The organism is Aestuariivirga sp. (genome assembly GCF_020252395.1).
In the GTDB taxonomy this organism is placed as follows: Bacteria; Pseudomonadota; Alphaproteobacteria; order Rhizobiales; family Aestuariivirgaceae; genus Aestuariivirga.
This window is the reverse complement of sequence record NZ_JADCDB010000020.1, coordinates 26,047-41,723: the sequence shown is the minus strand read 5'-3', so window position 1 is coordinate 41,723 and position 15,677 is coordinate 26,047. Positions and strand designations below refer to the sequence as shown.

Below are 15,677 nucleotides of genomic sequence, written 5' to 3'. Positions count from 1 at the left end.
CCTCGCCCGTGGAGGATGTTCCTCCCGCTGACCATTATCCTCGCCCTGGCGTTGCTTTGGTCTGCCTACTGGTTGGTGGCCTCCGGCATCGCCAAGCAGCGTTTCACCGTAACCCGGGCGGACCTCGCTGCGCAGGGCCTGACACTTGTCTGCAGCAAGGAGAGCTGGGGAGGCTACCCCTTCCGTTTTGAGTTCACCTGCCCGTCACCCAAACTAAGCTGGGACGGCGGCGTCGAACTGCGCGCCACAAATCTGCTGATGGTCGCGCTGGCCTATGCGCCCTGGCAGATCGCCGCCCTGGTCGATGGACCCACTACGCTGACGGGTCCCATCGCTGGGGCGACAGAGATCAAGCACCAGCGGGCACTGGCAGCGGTCACCTTCGGAAGGGACGGACAGCCATCCTTTTCGGCCGAGTTGCCCGGAGCGTCTGCCGCCGGGGTGGGTCAAGCCGGCAAGCTGATGCTGTTTACCCGGCCCAGCGCTGCGGCCACAATAGAGATTGCATTCGATGCAAGCCAGGTCACCTTGCAACCCACCGGCAAACCGCCGCTCGCGCTGGACACGGCCACACTGCGCGGGACGCTCAACGCCGGCCAGAGCCTCAAGATTAACAAGATGGAACTTCAACAGGGCCAGCTCCGCTATTGGGGTTCCGGCACGCTGGCGCTGGAACCGCAGCACCGTGTTTCAGGTCAGATCGACACCGAAACCAATGACATCCGCGCGCTCCTCGCCGCCGCAGGCCCGCAGCTTGGCCTCTCGGACAGCAAGCTCGCCAATCTCCGCACCATGCTCGGGCTTCTCGGCAACGACGCCAAGGTGCCCATCATCGCCAAGGACGGCGTGCTGTATATTGGCCCCTTTCAGGTGACGGAACTGAGACCCCTGTACTGAGCTTCACGGTGTCTTCGGCGCCCCGCGCCCGAAGTCTGGAGAGGCCGTATCCTGACCGGCCGCAATGATGCTGCGGCGAACCTGCCGCGAACGGGTGAAGACATCGAACAACATGTCGCCGTCGCCCCAGCGGATGGCCCGCTGCAGGGCAGAGAGGTCCTCCGAGAAGCGGCCGAGCATTTCCAGCACGGCATCCTTGTTGTTGAGAAACACGTCGCGCCACATGGTGGGATCAGACGCTGCGATGCGGGTGAAATCGCGGAAGCCGCCGGCGGAGTACTTGATGACCTCGGAGGACGTCACCTCCTCAAGGTCGGCCGCCGTCGACACGATATTGTAGGCGATGAGATGCGGCAGATGGCTGGTGATGGCGAGAACCAGATCATGGTGCTCCGCCGTCATGATCTCGACGTTCGAGCCGCAGGCGCGCCAGAAATCGGCAAGCCGTTCAACGGCGGCAGGCTCAGCCTCGGGCAGTGGCGTCAGGATGCACCAACGGTTGGTGAAGAGTTCGGCAAAGCCCGATTCCGGGCCCGATTGTTCGGTGCCGGCGATGGGGTGGCCCGGTATGAAATGCGCAGACTGCGGAACGTGCGGCAGCACGTCCTTCACCACGGCGCCTTTCACCGAGCCCACGTCAGTGAGAATGGCGCCAGGCTTCAGCGTGGGGCCAACCTCCTGCGCGAGGGCCCCATAGGTTCCCACCGGCGAGCAGAGGATCACGAGGTCCGCATCGCTTGCGGCCTCGGCCGCAGTCGGAAAGACCCGGTCAACGAGGCCAAGTTCCAGCGCCTTGGCCCGTGTCGCCTCGCTGCGCGCATAGCCGGTGATCTCCCGCGCCAGGGCCTGCTTGCGCATGGCGTGGGCAAGTGACGAGCCAATGAGACCGATGCCGATCAGGGAAACGCGATCGAACAATTTCGTCATGACAGAAAATCTCTCAGGCAGGCCACGAGTCCGCGGTTCGCCTCCTCGGTGCCGATGGTGATGCGCAGCGCCCCCGGGAGGCCGTAGGCGTCCATGCGGCGCACGACGAAGCCATGCTCCTGCAGGAACGCATCCGCCGCATGGGCATTGTGCTTGTCGGTCCGTGGGAAATGCACCAGCACGAAGTTACCGACGCTCGGCGTCACCTCGAGCCCAAGGGAAGAGAGTTCCCTCGTCACCCACGGCAGCCAATGTTCGTTATGGGCGACGGCGCGTTCGACGAAGTCATGATCCTCGATGGCTGCGACACCGGCGGCGATCGCTGGCGCGCTGATATTGAACGGTCCGCGCACGCGATTCAGCACGTCCGCCACATGAGCCGGGCAATAGGCCCAGCCGAGCCGCAGCGCAGCGAGGCCGAAGATCTTCGAGTAGGTGCGCGTCATCACCACATTGTCCGAGGTGGCAACGAGCTCGATGCCGGCTTCGTAGTCGTTGCGGCGCACATACTCCGCATAGGCTGCATCGAGAACCAGCAGCACATGGCCGGGCAGACCAGCGTGCAGACGCTTCACCTCGCTGAACGGAAGATAGCGCCCCGTCGGATTGTTCGGATTGGCAAGGAAAACGATCTTGGTGCGCGGGCTGACACGCGCAAGAATCGCGTCCACATCCGCCAGATAACCCGCCTCTGGGGCCACTACGGCCGTAGCGCCGTTCGACTGGATGGCGATCGGATAGACCAGGAAACCATACTGGTTGTAGATCGCTTCGTCGCCCGGGTTCAGATAGGCATGGGCGAGAAGCTGCAGCAATTCATCGGAGCCTGCACCGCAGACGATGTTCTCCGCCTTCAGTCCGAAGCGGGCGGCAATGGCGTTGCGCAGCAGCGTGGCGGCGCCATCAGGATAGAGTTCCAGCGTGGCCGCGGCGGCCTTGTAGGCATCGACCGCCCTCTGGCTCGCGCCGATGGGCGACTCGTTGGAGGACAGCTTATGCACCTTGGCGCCTTTGGCGCCGCTCTTTCCGGGCACATAGGCCGCAATGCCGAGAATGCCGGGCTTGGGCTGGGGACGGATAGCTGTCATTGCGAAACCTTGAGCGGACGGGGATAGCGCCCGGCGATGCGGGTGCCGGGATGAAGGGATGGCGGGTGGTCGAGAAACCCGTTAAGGCTGGCGAGCGTCGCGGTGCCGGAATACACCTGCCACAGCGCTCCCACCACCGTGACCTTTTCCCCGGGCACCAGGAGCAGCGTTTCGTCATCGCCGCTCGGCTGCGGGGCAGCATGGCCGAACACCAGAAGCCGCGGCTGACTGCTTCGTGCAAGCACGGGAAGCGTCAAGATCACCTGAGCGCTGCCGGCCGCGCCTTCGGCAAAACCGGCGGCCCAGTCCGAACCGGGTGCGATCAGCGCCAGATCGCCCGGTGCAGCGCCCACCGCTCCAAGTGCGCGGGAGGGACTCGTGTGAAGCTCCACTTTCATGTCACAAAAATGATGGGCGGCGAGCAGGCGCATGGCGAGGTCGCGCCCCTGCGCGCCGTCCATATGCAGCGTCACGGGAGCCTGCGACTGGATGGAGGCTGACAGGATCACCCGCCAAAGACGCACCAGCAGTTGGGGGCTGAGGGCGCTGCCGGCCTCTTCGATCAGCCGGCGCATCATCGCGGCCTCGCGCGCCGGGCGGAAGGGCGACGATGCGATGGACCCGTCTTGCGCCTTGGTGGCCTTGACCTTCGCTGTCGCGGCAGAGCGCCTCACTAACAGACGGAGAATCCGGTCATCGATCGAATCGATCTCGCGCCGGATTGCGTCGAGTGAGGATTCGGGGCTGTCGGCAATCATCGATCGGCGGGCTCGCTGCAAGCCGGCGCGGAAGGCCGCCGGGGCGAGGTATTCATAGGCGCCGGCCCTAAAAATGCAATCCTGACCTAGGGATGCCGCCATGCGCCCTTGGCGGGAACAGACGCCAGCGCCGGCCGGGCACGGGAAGGAAGGCGGCGCAGCCGCTTGCCTTGGGCCACCGCATAGACCTGCTTTGCCGCCTCTACGATGATGGCGCCCGGGAGGGCCGGCATCAGCCGCGACCCAAGGCCCTCAATGGCGGGGGCCGCAGAGAGCATCGCCGCGCTGGTCGAGGGCGGAAAATACAACGCATAGGACCATGAGACCACCGAGAACTGGCTTTCCTTCAGCAGGACTGAAAGCTGCGGCTTTGAAAAAGGCTGGCCATGGCCGAAGGGCGAGGTATCGAACCGGGCCCAGACGCCGCGGCGGTTGGGCACCACCAGGAACAGGCGGCCCTGCGGCGCCAGCACGCGCCAGATTTCGCGCAGCATTTCCTGGGGAGCATCGGTCAGTTCCAGCCCGTGCACAACCAGGGCCAAATCCACCACGCTTTCGAGCAGCGGGAGGTCACATTCATCGACCAGCGCGGACTGGACTGCGCCATTCTCGGGCCAGCGGAAGACACCCTGCCGGGCCATCATGAAGGCGAGTTGCGCCTCCGGCTTGACGATGCAATCGGAGAGATAGGGCATGGCATAGCCCAATCCCATCACCCGCACCCCCGGCAGCCCAGCCAGGCGGGGCCTCAACTGGCCCGTCAGCGAACGCCGTGTGGCCAAGCCGAGCCGGCTGCCGTAAAACTCCCTCAGATCGACGATATCCATCGCACCAAAGCCTACCCCACCACAGTAAACAGATCATCCGGCACGACAGCATCGGAACAAGACATGCCAGACCTCATCTTCCACCAGTTCATCTGCCGGTCCGACAACTACGGCCTTCTGCTGCATGACCACAAGACCCGCGCCACCGCCGCCATTGATGCCCCTGACGAGGCCGAAATCGAGCGCCAGCTGGAAGCGAAGGGCTGGAAGCTCACCCACATACTGACCACGCACCATCATGGCGACCATGTGGAGGGCAACCTGGCGCTGCAGAAACGTTATGGCTGCAGCATCACCGGGCCGCGCGCGGAAGCTTTGAAGATACCCGGCATCGGGCACGAAGTATCCGGTGGCGATCGCTTCACCTGGGCAGGCCGTGACGTGCGGGTGATGGATTGCCCTGGCCACACGCTGGGGCACATCGCCTATCACATGCCCGCCGAAGAAGCGGTGTTCGCGGGCGACACCCTGTTCTCGCTGGGCTGCGGCCGTGTGTTCGAGGGCACCCCGGAGCAGATGTACCATTCAGTTGCCCAATTCGCGGCCCTTCCGCCAGCCACGCGGCTCTATTGCGGCCATGAATACACGCAGTCCAACGCCCGCTTCGCGCTCACTGTCGAGCCCGGCAATCTGACGCTGGCCCAGCGCGCCGCCGAGGTGGAGCAACTTCGCGCAGAAGGCAGGATGACCTGCCCCTCAACCATCGGGGGCGAGCTCTCCGCCAACCCTTTCCTGCGCACCGGCAGCGCGGAGATCCGGAAGACCCTTGGCCTCGAAGGTGCAAGCGACGCGGCGGTCTTCGCCGCACTGCGCGAACGCAAGAACAGCTTCAGGTAGGCGCCGGCACGCGCCTGAACAGCATGTCCTTGGCGGCAATGACAGCCCCAAGCGTGATGAGCAGGCAGGCAGCGGCAACCGGCCATGTCAGGGCGGCATAACCCGTCGTGACGAGGACAAGTGTGGAGAGCAGCGGCGAGGCATAGGATGCAGCGCCCAGCACCATGATGTCACCGTGTTTCACGCCATGGTCCCAGGTGTAGAAGGCAGCACCCACGGGCAGCAGACCGAGGCCGAGCACCGCCCCCCATTGTATTGGGCCCACAGGCCACACGGTGGTCTCAAAAACCATGTGGCAGAGTGTCGAAAGCAGCGCGGTGAAGAGGCAGTAGCCCGCCACCACATCGGTCGGCACCTTTCCGAAACGGCGCGAGAGAACAGAGTAGCCGGCCCAGATCAAGGCGCACAGGAATGCCAGCGCGTGGCCTGCGCTGAAGCCGCCGGCTGGCAGCAGACCCTTGCCGCGCGTGATGATGAGCGCCGCACCGATGAGGCCCAGCAGGACACCGGCGACGTGATGCAGCCGCAACTTCTCGCCGGGCAGAAAGGCAGAGAACACGACGAGGAACAGCGGCCAGAGATAGGCGATAAGGCTCACTTCCACCGCGGGCGCCGCGCGAATGGCGCTGAAATAAACGAAATGGTAACCGAAAAGGCCCGCGACACCCAGCAGCCACACTTGCCAGCTCTGCCGGAGCGCCGAGGCCGCGCCTCCGCGGAACGGCCATGTGACCGCACCCATCAGCCCGCCGATGAGGAACGTCATGGCCGCCAGCTGGAACGGCGGCACCCTGCCGCTTGCCGCACTCATGAGCGCGAGCGATGCCCACATCAGGATGGCCGTGAAGCCAACGAGAGTTGCCTTCGAACTTTGCATCAAGCGGCCTGTGCCTTGCGGCTGGTCAGCCAGCGGTCGCCGAAAATCGAGATCACCACCGCACTGACGATCACCAATCCGCCAACGAAAGCCGCATGTGTTGGAACTTCGCCGACGCCGAGCCAGCTCCAGAGGGGATTGAGCACGACGTCCAGCATGGCAACGAGCGTGAGCGTCACAGCCGGCACCGCCTTGGCGCCCCTGGCATACCACACGAGCGGGATGGACAGCTGCAGGGGCCCCATCAGCGCAAGCAACAAGACGCTGTGCATGTTGACCTGGAAGCCACCCCCGGCATGGCCACCGAAGACATAGCCCAGCGTACCGGCCAGGAAGAAGGTTGCGAAGCCGCCGGCGCAGATCGCCGGCACCATGTCGAAGGCGCGATAGCGGCGCAGCATCATGGTCTGCACCGAGAAGGAGAATGGCACGAGAAGGGCCAGGAGAATGCCGAGGACGTTTCCACCCGAGACGCCATCCCAGGCGATGATGCCAACGCCGATGACCGCCATGATTGCGGCCGACCACGAGGCAAGCGACGGCTTCTCATGGGTGAGCCAGGGGCTGAGCAGGCCGGCAAAGATCGGCGACAGGGCGCCGATCACGGATACGGTGGCAGTCCCCGCAAGCGTCAGCGACGTGACGTAGAGCGTGGAACCGGCGGAGAAGAAACCTGCAACTGTCAGCATGGCGGGGACCGGGATTTCCCGGAACTTTGCCAGCGTCCGGTTGCCATAGACCCCCACCAGATAGGCAAGCAGGAACACCGACATCCAGAAGCCGCGCCAGCAGTTGATCTGCCAGCCATCGAGGCCGGGCATGAAGCGCACGAACACGCCGGCCAGGCTCCAACCGGCGGTGGCGCCGAGTACGAGCAGAATTCCTGTTCCGTATCCCGGTGCGCTGGCTGGCATGGCTGTCGACTGATTCGCTCCGTTCGGGGTGGAGTCTTGCCTGCTGTATCGGCAATCCGCAACGCTTGCCGCCGTTGCATGGAGTAAGACGGCAGGGCTGTTCACCAGGCTTTCGTTCCGTCTGCGTGAGCGGTCAGGCGCGCAGCGTCTTGTTCACAGGGTCGTAGGGACTCTCCGGGATAACCGTTGCCTTGAACAGCTTTCCCAGGATCTTGATATCGAGCTCGGTGCCGGTCGCCGAATGCCCGGGCTTCACCATGCCGAGCGCCAGCGACTTGTTCACGCGGAAGCCATAACCGCCGTTGGTGGCGCGGCCGGCAAATTGGCCGTTGCGGTACAGCGGTTCCGAGCCGCGCGCATCCGAGTCGCCATCTCCAACGCCATGGACTTCCATGGTCACGAAGTTCCAGCCGAGGCCGTTCTGCTTCGCCTCCACCAGCGCGTCGCGGCCGATGAACTGGCCCTTGTTCAGATGCACAAAGCGGTCGAGGCCCGATTCATAGGCATTGTATTCGATCGAGAGTTCGCGCGGCACGAGGCGGTAGCTCTTCTCGATCGACAGCGAGGACATGGCTTTGATACCATAGGGGCGGATGCCGAATTCCTTTCCCGCCTCCATAAGGAGGTCGAACAGCGCGATCTGCTGCTCGATCGGATGGTGGAACTCCCAGCCGAGCTCGCCGACGAAATTCACACGCAACGCATGGGCCGTGCAGTTGCCAACGCTGATCTCCTTGCCGGACAGCCACGGGAAGGCCTCGTTGGAAAGATCGGCACCGGTGAGCTTCTGCAAGACCTTGCGCGAGTTGGGTCCGGCCAGAACCAGCACGCCGAAGCGGGTGGTGATGGGGGTGAGCCGCACCGAGCCATCGGCCGGGGCAAGCTTCCTCAGATAGTCATGGTCATGGCGCTCGTAGGCGCCGGCGGATACGAGGTAGAAGCGGCCCGGCGCCCATTCATAGACCGTGAACTCCGAACGCACGCCGCCCCTCGGCGTGAGCAAATGGCACAGCGCGATGCGGCCCATCTTCTTCGGGATCTTGTTGGCAAGAATGGATTCCAACCAGTCGCGCGCGCCCGGACCCGACACTTCCATCTTGGCGAAGGCCGACATGTCCTGGATGGCGACATTGTTCATCACATTCCGGCACTCCTCGCCCACGAAGGGGAAGTAGTTAGAACGGCGGAACGACCACTTTTCGACGATGCGCCCATCCTCCGTTGGCGGCGCATAGTTGTGGTTGGTCAGCACGTCTGGGCTGTTGACCTGCTCCTTGGTCAGGGCGTAGCCCTTGGGCGCGAACCAGCCTGGGCGCTCCCAGCCATAGACGGAACCGAACACGGCGCCGAGGTCCTTCATGCGGTCATAGACCGGCGTGCGCTTCAGCGGGCGGGCCGCGGTACGCTCCTCATCCGGATAGTGCGGCGTAAAGACATTGGCATAGGCTTCCTCGTTCTTGGTCTTGAGGTAGCCGCGCGTTGCATAGGGTCCGAAGCGGCGCGGATCAACGCCCATCATGTCGATCGAAGGTTCGCCCTCGACAATCCATTCCGCGAGCTGCCAGCCCGCGCCGCCGGCAGCGGTGACGCCGAAGGAATGGCCTTCGTTGAGCCAGAAATTCTTCTTGTCCCAAGCGGGGCCGATGATCGGTGAACCGTCAGGCGTATAGGCAATGGCGCCGTTGTATACCTTCTTGATACCCACTTCGCCGAAGGCGGGCACACGGGCGATCGCGGTCTCAATATGCGGCGCCAGCCGGTCGAGGTCTTCCTGGAAGAGTTCGTATTCGCTCTGGTCGGACGGGCCGTCCATGTAGCAGCAGGGTGCGCCGTGCTCATATGGTCCGAGCAGGAGGCCGCCATTCTCCTCACGCATATACCAAGAGGAGTCCGCCTCGCGCAGCACGCCCATTTCGGGCAAGCCCTTGGCCTGGCGTTCCTTGATCAGCGGATGAGGCTCGGTGACGATATACTGATGCTCGACGGGAATCACGGGGATGTCGAGTCCGGCCATCGCTCCGGTCTTACGGGCGAAATTGCCGGTGGCGGAGACCACGTGCTCGCAGCTGATGTCTCCTTGGCCGGTCTTCACGATCCATTCGCCATTAGGCTTCTGCTCGATGCCGGTGACGGTGGTATTGCGGTAGATCTCAGCCCCGCGCGAGCGGGCCCCCTTGGCCATGGCCTGGGTGAGGTCAGCCGGCTGGATATAGCCGTCATCTGGGTGCTGGATCGCGCCAAGGATGCCATCGGTCTCGCACAGCGGCCAGATCTCCTTGACCTGCCGCGGCGTGAGCACGTTCACCCTCACGCCGATCGTCTCGGCGACGCCCGCGTAATACATGAACTCGTCCCAGCGATCCATGGTGCGCGCCAGGCGGATGTTAGAGACCTTCTTGAAGCCCACATGCTGTCCGGTTTCGGCCTCGAGCGAATCATAGAGGTTCACAGAGTACTTGTGGATCTGTCCCACCGAGTAGGACAGGTTGAACAGCGGCAGAAGGCCCGCCGCATGCCAGGTCGAGCCTGAGGTCAGTTCCTTTCGCTCGATCAGGACGATATCGCTCCAGCCCTTCTTGGCCAAATGATAGAGCGTGCCGACGCCAACCACGCCACCGCCGATGACGACCACGCGCGCATGTGTTTTCATATGGGCAAATCCCTCGAGACCCCGTTGATTTGAGTGCACAATAGTGAGCACCATTCAACAGTCGTGAGGTGGAACGACCGGGGCAGGGCAGAATCCGACACTAGCCGGCGAAACCGCCCGCCTTCATGAAGGCCAGTTCCTCGGGGGTAGACACCCGCCCCAGCACCGGGTTGCGGTGGGGGAAGCGCCCGAACCGGGCGATGATGTCGAGGTGGATCTGGGCCCAGCGGGCCTGGTCGTGGAGACCCATGGTCCGGAACAAGGCAACACCCCGGTATTGGGAATCGAGGTCCTCGGCATGCTCGAAAGGCATGAGCAGCCAGCAGGCACGAGGGGCGATGAGCTTCTGGTGGAAGCCCTGCCCGATCCACCGCTTCGCCAGGTGAAGCGCCCGGCCATCTGCGGCAAAGGCCAGCGGACTGCCGCGGTGAATGTTGCGTGAGGCCTGGTCAAGCAGGATGACGAGGCCGAGCGCCCCCTCAGGCGTCTCGCCCCAGTGGTCGAAGGCGCCGCTCCGGGCTGCCGCCAGCGCCTCTCCGAACCTCACCTTAAGCGCGCCGTCGAAGGCGGCATCCTTGAAGAACCAGCGGGACGGACCGGCCAGTTCCCAGAAGCGCGTCACATCCCCAGGCGTCATGCGAGCCTCATGTGCCGCTCGATAAAGCCAGCCAGAGCCGTCACGTCGTCGCGGCCGAAGACCGGAACCGGTGCGTCCGGAATGGCCCCGTTTGCGGCGACGGCAACCACGGTCGGGTCATCCCCGGCGAGCTTCGGATGCGCAAGGTCAAGGTTGCGTACCTCGATCTTGTCATGCGTGTCGCGCTTGTAGCCTTCGACGATCACGAGGTCACATGGCGCCAGCTTTGCCAGAATCTCATCCAGCGTCGGGTCCGTCTCCTCTCGCAGCTCATGGATGATGGCCCAGCGGTGGCGGGAAACGACGGCAACCTCGCAAGCACCTGCCTTGCGGTGGCGGAAGCTGTCGCGCCCCTCGTGGTCGATGTCGAATTCGTGATGCGCGTGTTTCACCGTCGAAACGCGGTGACCGCGCCGGGTGAGTTCGGTCACGAGCTTTTCGACCAGCGTGGTCTTGCCTGCATTCTTAAATCCGGCAACGCCGATGACCTTGTTCATAGGTTGAACTCTGCCGCAATCCGCTCGGCTTCCGCAAGCTCCTCGGGCGTATTCACGTTGAAGAAGGGATCATAGGGCTCGGCAGGCCAATGAACCACGGCGGCATCGCACACGAGTGTCCAGTCCCGCAGACGTGGCAGGCGCGGTTCGTCCATCGCGCGCGAGAGGCCGGGAAGAAGTGCTGCTGACCAAGACCCAGTCAGGTAATGTTGCTGACCGGCGGAGGCTGCGATGGCGGCCGGGCGATTGACGGGACGAAGGCGTTGCGCGAGATCGGCCGGCAGGAATGGCGCATCGGACGGAACCGTGAGTACGGCGTCGAAGCGCCTCTCCACGGCATGTGTGAGCGCGGCATGAAGCCCAGCGAGCGGTGTTGGAGTATCGGCGCGCAAATCGCCGATGACTGGAAGGCCGGTATCGCGGAACCGGCTGGCATCGCCATTCGCATTGATAACGATGTCAGGCACTTGCATCCTGAGGCAGGACACCACACGTTCCAGAATGCTTCGCCGACGGATCAGTTCGAACGCCTTCTCCCGTCCCATCCGTGAGGAGCGCCCACCGGCCACGATGACAGCGCAGAGCCTCATCCGTGGGCGTAGATCCGCTGGGGTGGAATCCAGATGGTCAGTTTGTCGCCCACGCGGATCATGCCCTCCGCCTCCACCCAGCCCACGACGCCGCGCTTGTGCATCGCGGCGGCGACAAAGCCTTTCTTCTGTTCCGGGTGACGCCTCGCGATGATGTCCGCCGGGTAGCGGCAGGGATGATTCTCGGCGTCGACCACGACCATGGCGCCCGAAGGAAATTGCAGCCGCGTCGAGGGCGGCAGCAGCGTGAGGTCGGGAATGCCGCTCAGCACCAGGTTTGCGCCCACCCATTCCGGCTTAACCGCCGGAATGCCCATGACATCCGCCACCTCGGCAAGTTCCTCAACCGAAAGGATCGACAGCTGGCGCGAATTGCGCACCTCGGTGTTGCGCTTATACTGCTTCAGCATGCGGCTGTCGGACTTGCGCGTGAGGCCGCCATGGCAATCGCCCTCCATGCCGGTGAAGAGCAACCGTGCCTCGGCGACCTTCTGCTTCTCGAGCCCTGACGCTCGCTCCGGATTGGACAGGAGCACCTCCACAGTGCCCTCGATGGGCAGTTTGGTCAGAAGCTCTGGCAAGGCTGTATCTCCTCTATCGCAGATGCTACCCTGTAGCGCGACCATGAGCGAAAATCACTCCGAAAACACGCTGGACCTTTCCGGCTTGCTTTGTCCACTGCCGGTGCTCAAGACCCGTAAACGATTGGAGACCATGGCGCCGGGCGCCATCCTCAAGGTCATTGCCACGGACCCCATGTCCGCCATAGACATGCCCCACTTCTGCAACGAGCAGGGCCATGTGCTGCTGGACCAGCAGCGGGACGGCCCCGCCCTCATCTTCAGGATCAGACGCAAGTGAGCTTCAATTTCGGCGCATTCAACAACTGGGGCAGCCTCAAGAAGGTGGCGATCCGCGACGTGGACCAGGCCTTCGTCAGCGACGCCAAGATCGATGCCGAGTGGAAGGACCTCAATTTCCACTCCCGCCCCGACCTCGGCAATGCCCGCAAGGAATACAAGGTTGTGGAAGACATTCTCGCCGCAACCGGCGCCGACGTGATCAAGCTTCCCGCCGCGCCGGGGCTAACGCTCGATTCGATCTATACCCATGATGCATTGATCGTGACGCCGCGCGGACTGGTGAAGCCCCGCATGGGCAAGCCGCAGCGCCGCAAGGAATCGGAAGTCAACGGTGGGGCGCTCGAATCGCTGGGCTTTCCCATCGCCGGCGAGATCACCGGCGAGGGCAAGGTGGAGGGCGGCGACCTCGTTTGGATCGACCGCTATACGCTGATGGCGGGTGTCGGCTACCGCACCAACCTAGAAGGCCTGCGGCAGTTGGGTGAGCTGGCTGGGCCTGATGTCGAAATACTGTGGTTTGACATGCCGCACTACAAGGGCCGGCCGGACGTGTTCCACCTGATGTCCTGCCTCTCCCCGCTCGACCATGACCTGGCCGTGGTCTACCCGCCGCTCATGGCGGCGCGGCAGATCGAATTCCTGGAATCGCGCGGCATCAAGTTCGTGGAAGTACCGGCAGATGAGTTCGACACCATGGGGTCCAATGTCCTGGCGCTGGGACCCCGTCATGCCATGATGGTGGAAGGCAACCCGGAGACCGAGCGCCGCATGAGGGCGGCAGGCGTCAGGGTCGAAGTCATCAAGGGCTACGACATTTGCCGCAAGGGCGAAGGCGGCCCCACCTGCATGACGAGGCCTCTTGTCCGTGGCTGATGAAAGAAAGAATGGCCGGGTTTCCCCGGCCATTTCGATTTACGCCAGCAGGTCCTGAATCTTCTTCGAGAATCCCACCGTCACGCTGCCATCCTTGTGCTCGATCAGCGGCCGGCGGATCAGTGAGGGATTATCCACCGCCAGAGCGACAGCCTTTGCCTCGGAGACGTTCGCCGTCTTCTCCGGCGGCAGGCCACGCCAAGTATAGCCGGCGCGGTTAATCATCTTCTCCCAGCCGCCCAGTGCCTTGGACCACTTGGCCACCTGGTCCTTGGTGATGGGGTTATCCTTTATGTCGGAAAAGCTGTGCCTGATCTTGCGCTCATCGAGCCAGTCGATGGCCTTTTGGCAAGTCGAGCATTTGGAAAGTCCGTAGAGCTTGAGGGTCATGGCCGTCACCTTTTGAGCGAAAGGGTCTTGTCCGTGAAGGCCTCCGCCCCGCCGGTAATCTGGTCGGTGAAGGCGCGGAATAGCCCCTCGATCATCGGCTTCTCGATGTCCTTGACAATGAACACGAGACGGGTCCGCTCATCCTTGTCCGGCCAGGCGGGAAGCCTTACTGGTGGGTGGAATACGTGCTGAACCCCGTGCAGGACCACCGGGCGTGACGGATCGTCGGAGACTTTCACGATGCCCTTCATGCGTAGCATGTTGGCGCCGTGATAAGACTTCAGGAGCTCCATGAAAAGCTCCAACCCCTGCGGGCTGATGGCATTGCTGTCCGAGAAGCTGAAGGAGCGAATGTGGTCGCCATGGCGGGAGGTATCATGATGGTGGTGGTCGTGATCATTGTGGTGATCATGATCTTGGCCATGGGAATGCGCGCGCCGGCCGCGGCGCCCGCGCTTCTCGCCCGTCTCATAGGCCTCGGCCGCCAGCCAGCTCTGGACATCGGCGGACTTCGTGCTGGGATTGAACAGCCCCATCGTGAACAGCCGCTCTGCCGTCGCCTCATTCCGGTGGGTGGTCAGCAGCCGGGCGGCGGGTGCTAACCTCCGGAGCCGGCCAATGATGGCGAACAGCATGTCCTCACCCTCTCGGCCCACAAGCAGGTCGAGCTTGGTGAGCACAATACGGTCCGCAACGGCAACCTGTTTCACGGCCTCGGGATGGGCATTGAGTGTCGCCATGCCATTGTAGGCATCCACAACCGTGATGACGCCCTCAAGGCGGCAAGCAGCAAGCAGGCTGGGCTCGCTCATCACCGAATGCAGAACCGGCGCCGGATCGGCGAGCCCTGTGGTCTCGATGACGATCCGGTTGAACGCCCTAACCTCGCCCCGGCCGCGGCGGGCCAGCAGGTCATGCATGGTGTCGATCAGATCGCCCCGGATGGTACAGCACAGGCAGCCAGAGGCCATTTCAATGACATTCTCGTCAGCCCGCTCGACCAGCAAGTGATCGATGCCAACATCGCCGAACTCGTTGATAATCAAGGCCGCATCCGACAGGAACGGGTCCTTCAGCAGGACGTTCAGCAGTGTGGTCTTTCCGGCGCCAAGGAAACCAGTGAGGATTGCGATTGGAATGGGAGCACTGGCCATGGACTATTTCTTCCACCTTCCAAGGAGACTCGCTGCGACGAGAGCGGCGAGAACCAGTCCGCCTCCGGCATATTGGTTGAGCTGCAACTTTTCGTCGAGAATGACGGCCGCCGCCGCCGTCGCCACCACCGGCTCCAGATTATAGTAGGGCGCAACCGTCGAAGCTGGCGCAAAGCGCAGCGAGAGCATCTGCCACATGTAGGCAACGATGTAGACAATGGCCACGCCGCACATGAACAGAAATCCCGCACCCGTGGCAGGTCCGCCCGGCAGGAACCGAAGGGTGCCCGAACCGGCATAGAGGGCAATGGCCAGCACCGGCGGCAGGATCACCATGTGCACCATGCTGCCGAAGGCCGCAGGCGTCATGTATCGTGAGATGGAGCGGCCCGAGAAAAACTGCAGCGTCGCCCCTGCTGCACCTGCCGCCGCCAACAGGATGCCGCGGATGTCCAGACTGTCGAAACCCGGACCCACGGCAATTGCCAGACCGGCGAAGGCCACGACGGCGATCAGGATGCGGAGGAGCCCGGGATTGCGGCCTTCAACCAAGGGCGCCAGCAGCATGATGAGAACGGGGAAGAGGTAGAAGATGATGACGGCCAGTCCGACCGGTATGAACTGTACGGAGCCCAGATAGGCGACGGAGACGAACAACGTCGCAATGGATTGCCCGGCAAAGCTGGGCAGGGCTCTCCTGGGAACCATCAGCCGATCACCCCGCACCACGGCGATGACCGAGAAGACGATCGCGATCAGGAAGGTTCGGAACAGTGTGCTCTCGATCGCCGGAATGCCATTGCCAATGGCCCCGCTCACAAAATTCGGCACCAGCCCGTAAAGTCCAGCAGCGCCCAAGGCGCAGGCAATGGCCAGTCCCGCCCGATTGATCATGTCA

18 protein-coding genes are annotated in these 15,677 nt (G+C 63.4%); 4 read left to right on the top strand and 14 right to left on the bottom strand.

The window, feature by feature from the left end:
- The first annotated feature begins 15 nt into the window (after positions 1–15).
- Positions 16–897, top strand: a complete 882-nt coding sequence (locus IOC82_RS10165; RefSeq protein WP_290546069.1) for a DUF2125 domain-containing protein — start codon at positions 16–18, stop codon at positions 895–897.
- 3 nt (positions 898–900) lie between these two features.
- Here the strand turns inward: IOC82_RS10165 and IOC82_RS10160 are convergent, their stop codons facing one another.
- The 4 genes from IOC82_RS10160 to IOC82_RS10145 all read right to left on the bottom strand — a co-directional run bounded on the left by IOC82_RS10160 (position 901) and on the right by IOC82_RS10145 (position 4,497).
- The gene (locus IOC82_RS10160) at positions 901–1,815 is read right to left on the bottom strand and encodes a prephenate/arogenate dehydrogenase family protein (protein WP_290546161.1); all 915 of its coding nucleotides are present in this window, start codon (positions 1,813–1,815) and stop codon (positions 901–903) included.
- A 5-nt stretch (positions 1,816–1,820) separates the two neighbouring features.
- A complete protein-coding gene (hisC, locus tag IOC82_RS10155; protein WP_290546068.1) occupies positions 1,821–2,912 on the bottom strand; it encodes a histidinol-phosphate transaminase in 1,092 nt (363 codons plus the stop codon).
- Positions 2,909–3,670, bottom strand: coding sequence for a chorismate mutase (locus tag IOC82_RS10150; protein WP_290546067.1), 762 nt, complete (start codon positions 3,668–3,670; stop codon positions 2,909–2,911). Before IOC82_RS10150 ends, hisC begins: the two co-directional genes overlap by 4 nt.
- Positions 3,671–3,756: 86 nt before the next feature.
- A complete protein-coding gene (locus IOC82_RS10145) occupies positions 3,757–4,497 on the bottom strand; it encodes a methyltransferase domain-containing protein (RefSeq protein ID WP_290546066.1) in 741 nt (246 codons plus the stop codon).
- A gap of 63 nt (positions 4,498–4,560) precedes the next feature.
- On the opposite strand from IOC82_RS10145, the gene gloB reads away from it, so the two are divergent.
- Positions 4,561–5,334 (top strand): hydroxyacylglutathione hydrolase, encoded by a 774-nt coding sequence (gene gloB / locus IOC82_RS10140; protein ID WP_290546065.1) that lies wholly within the window; start codon positions 4,561–4,563, stop codon positions 5,332–5,334.
- Here gloB and IOC82_RS10135 read toward each other — a convergent pair.
- The 7 genes from IOC82_RS10135 to IOC82_RS10105 all read right to left on the bottom strand — a co-directional run bounded on the left by IOC82_RS10135 (position 5,327) and on the right by IOC82_RS10105 (position 12,080).
- Positions 5,327–6,211, bottom strand: a complete 885-nt coding sequence (locus IOC82_RS10135) for an EamA family transporter (RefSeq protein ID WP_290546064.1) — start codon at positions 6,209–6,211, stop codon at positions 5,327–5,329. The two genes, gloB and IOC82_RS10135, sit on opposite strands and share 8 nt — an antisense overlap.
- Positions 6,211–7,125, bottom strand: a complete 915-nt coding sequence (locus tag IOC82_RS10130; RefSeq protein WP_290546063.1) for a DMT family transporter — start codon at positions 7,123–7,125, stop codon at positions 6,211–6,213. Before IOC82_RS10130 ends, IOC82_RS10135 begins: the two co-directional genes overlap by 1 nt.
- Before the next feature lie 133 nt (positions 7,126–7,258).
- Entirely contained in the window at positions 7,259–9,775 is a 2,517-nt protein-coding gene (locus IOC82_RS10125; protein ID WP_290546062.1) for an FAD-dependent oxidoreductase, read from the bottom strand.
- 100 nt (positions 9,776–9,875) lie between these two features.
- The gene (locus IOC82_RS10120; protein WP_290546061.1) at positions 9,876–10,412 is read right to left on the bottom strand and encodes a DUF924 family protein; all 537 of its coding nucleotides are present in this window, start codon (positions 10,410–10,412) and stop codon (positions 9,876–9,878) included.
- Positions 10,409–10,909, bottom strand: a complete 501-nt coding sequence (mobB, locus tag IOC82_RS10115) for a molybdopterin-guanine dinucleotide biosynthesis protein B (RefSeq protein WP_290546060.1) — start codon at positions 10,907–10,909, stop codon at positions 10,409–10,411. Before mobB ends, IOC82_RS10120 begins: the two co-directional genes overlap by 4 nt.
- Positions 10,906–11,499 carry a molybdenum cofactor guanylyltransferase gene (gene mobA, locus IOC82_RS10110; protein ID WP_290546059.1) on the bottom strand — a complete coding sequence of 198 codons (594 nt, stop codon included), beginning with the start codon at positions 11,497–11,499 and terminating at the stop codon, positions 10,906–10,908. The genes mobB and mobA overlap by 4 nt, the downstream gene beginning before the upstream one ends.
- The gene (locus IOC82_RS10105) at positions 11,496–12,080 is read right to left on the bottom strand and encodes an MOSC domain-containing protein (protein ID WP_290546058.1); all 585 of its coding nucleotides are present in this window, start codon (positions 12,078–12,080) and stop codon (positions 11,496–11,498) included. Before IOC82_RS10105 ends, mobA begins: the two co-directional genes overlap by 4 nt.
- Before the next feature lie 43 nt (positions 12,081–12,123).
- Here IOC82_RS10105 and IOC82_RS10100 point away from each other — a divergent pair, with 43 nt between their 5' ends.
- The gene (locus IOC82_RS10100) at positions 12,124–12,360 is read left to right on the top strand and encodes a sulfurtransferase TusA family protein (RefSeq protein ID WP_290546057.1); all 237 of its coding nucleotides are present in this window, start codon (positions 12,124–12,126) and stop codon (positions 12,358–12,360) included.
- Complete coding sequence (locus tag IOC82_RS10095) at positions 12,357–13,235, top strand: dimethylarginine dimethylaminohydrolase family protein (RefSeq protein ID WP_290546056.1); 879 nt, start codon at positions 12,357–12,359, stop codon at positions 13,233–13,235. The genes IOC82_RS10100 and IOC82_RS10095 overlap by 4 nt, the downstream gene beginning before the upstream one ends.
- Positions 13,236–13,274: 39 nt before the next feature.
- On the opposite strand, the gene IOC82_RS10090 is transcribed toward IOC82_RS10095, so the two are convergent.
- Genes IOC82_RS10090 through IOC82_RS10080 form a run of 3 tightly spaced genes read right to left on the bottom strand, consistent with a single transcriptional unit; the run spans position 13,275 to position 15,673 of the window.
- Positions 13,275–13,625: a Spx/MgsR family RNA polymerase-binding regulatory protein gene (locus IOC82_RS10090; protein WP_290546055.1), complete on the bottom strand. Its 351-nt coding sequence runs from the start codon at positions 13,623–13,625 to the stop codon at positions 13,275–13,277.
- Between the two features lie 5 nt (positions 13,626–13,630).
- Complete coding sequence (locus IOC82_RS10085) at positions 13,631–14,779, bottom strand: GTP-binding protein (RefSeq protein WP_290546054.1); 1,149 nt, start codon at positions 14,777–14,779, stop codon at positions 13,631–13,633.
- Positions 14,780–14,782: 3 nt separating this feature from the next.
- Positions 14,783–15,673 (bottom strand): DMT family transporter, encoded by an 891-nt coding sequence (locus tag IOC82_RS10080; RefSeq protein ID WP_290546053.1) that lies wholly within the window; start codon positions 15,671–15,673, stop codon positions 14,783–14,785.
- Positions 15,674–15,677 lie beyond the last annotated feature (4 nt).